The sequence below is a fragment of the Ruegeria sp. AL12 genome, assembly GCF_056540885.1.
On record NZ_JBQFXN010000044.1, the window covers coordinates 1 to 1,411 of the forward strand.

Annotated in this window: 1 protein-coding gene and 1 pseudogene; both read left to right on the top strand. The window is 60.0% G+C overall.

The window, feature by feature from the left end:
• Positions 1-250 (top strand): annotated as a pseudogene (locus ACR0C6_RS21175) (isopenicillin N synthase family dioxygenase); the annotation flags it as partial.
• An 89-nt stretch (positions 251-339) separates the two neighbouring features.
• Positions 340-1,411: AI-2E family transporter (locus ACR0C6_RS21180; protein WP_480481940.1), on the top strand; the 1,072-nt coding region annotated here is incomplete at its 3' end.

The window sequence follows — 1,411 nt, forward strand, 5'->3', positions numbered from 1 at the left end:
GTGGTCGGGCGGGCGGTTGAAATCCACGCCCCATCGGGTTGTGAACCGGTCGGGGCGGGAACGGTACTCTTTTCCCTATTTCGCGGTGCCCCGTCACGACGTCGTCGTCGCGCCTTTGCTGCCGCCCCTGCCCGGCTTTGACCGTCCGGCGGTTCATTGCGGTCACTGGTCGGCCGAGATTTGGCGCACCAACTGGCCCGACGAAACCGCCACCGAAGACACCCCGGAATTGGGGACGTTGCGCGGCTGACCCCTGTAAACGCAAGCGCCATGAACCGCTTGCATCATGGGCTTTGATGCGCCAAGAACACCTGCAAGGGCCTGAACAAGGGGATCGCCATGGCTTTGCCGGTTAAGGATCAGCTGAGATACTGGAGCATCGCCGCTGCGGTTTTCGCGTTGATCCTGTGGGCCCTTGGCGATGTCTTGTTGCCTTTTGTCATCGGTGGGGCCATTGCCTATTTTCTGGATCCGGTCGCTGACCGGCTGGAGCGGCTGGGCCTGTCGCGTATGGCCGCTACGGCGGTCATCACGGTCGTCGGTGTTCTGGGGTTTGTACTGGCAATTCTGATGGTGGTCCCTGCGCTGATCACCCAGTTGCTGGATCTTGTCGATGTACTGCCCGATCTGTTCAAACAGTTGCGCAGTTTCATAGAAAAACAGTTCCCGTCCTTGCTTGACCGGGAATCGAGCACGCACGCGATGCTGGTGTCCTTTGGCGAAACGCTGAAATCCAAGACCGGGGACGTTATGCAGACGGTGCTGTCCTCGCTGGGTTCCGCGATCAACATCGTTGTTCTGTTGGTCATTGTGCCGGTTGTGGCCGTCTACTTGCTGTTGGACTGGGATCGCATGACCGCCCGCATCGGAGAGCTGCTGCCACGTGACCACGCCCCCATCATCAGGCGGCTGGCGGGTGAGATCGACGCGGTTCTGGCCTCGTTCGTGCGCGGCATGGGAACGGTCTGCTTGATCCTTGGCACCTATTACGCGGTTGCACTAATGCTTGCTGGTCTGCAATTCGGTCTGATTGTGGGCTTTATCGCGGGCTTGGTCACGTTCATACCCTATCTGGGCGCCCTTATCGGAGGCTCGCTGGCCATTGGGCTTGCGCTGTTTCAGTTCTGGGGCGACTGGGCTCATATCGGGCTTATCGCGGGTATCTTTGCCATTGGACAAGTCACCGAGGGGAACTTCCTGACACCCAAGCTGGTCGGCAGCTCTGTCGGGCTGCATCCAGTCTGGTTGCTGCTGGCCCTGTCGGTCTTTGGCGCGCTGTTCGGCTTCGTCGGCATGCTGATCGCTGTCCCGGTCGCCGCGGCATTGGGCGTGTTGGCCCGCTTTGCCACATCGCTATACCTCGACAGCAGATTGTACACTGGTCTTGAAGGTCTGGATCAGGAAACCGAGT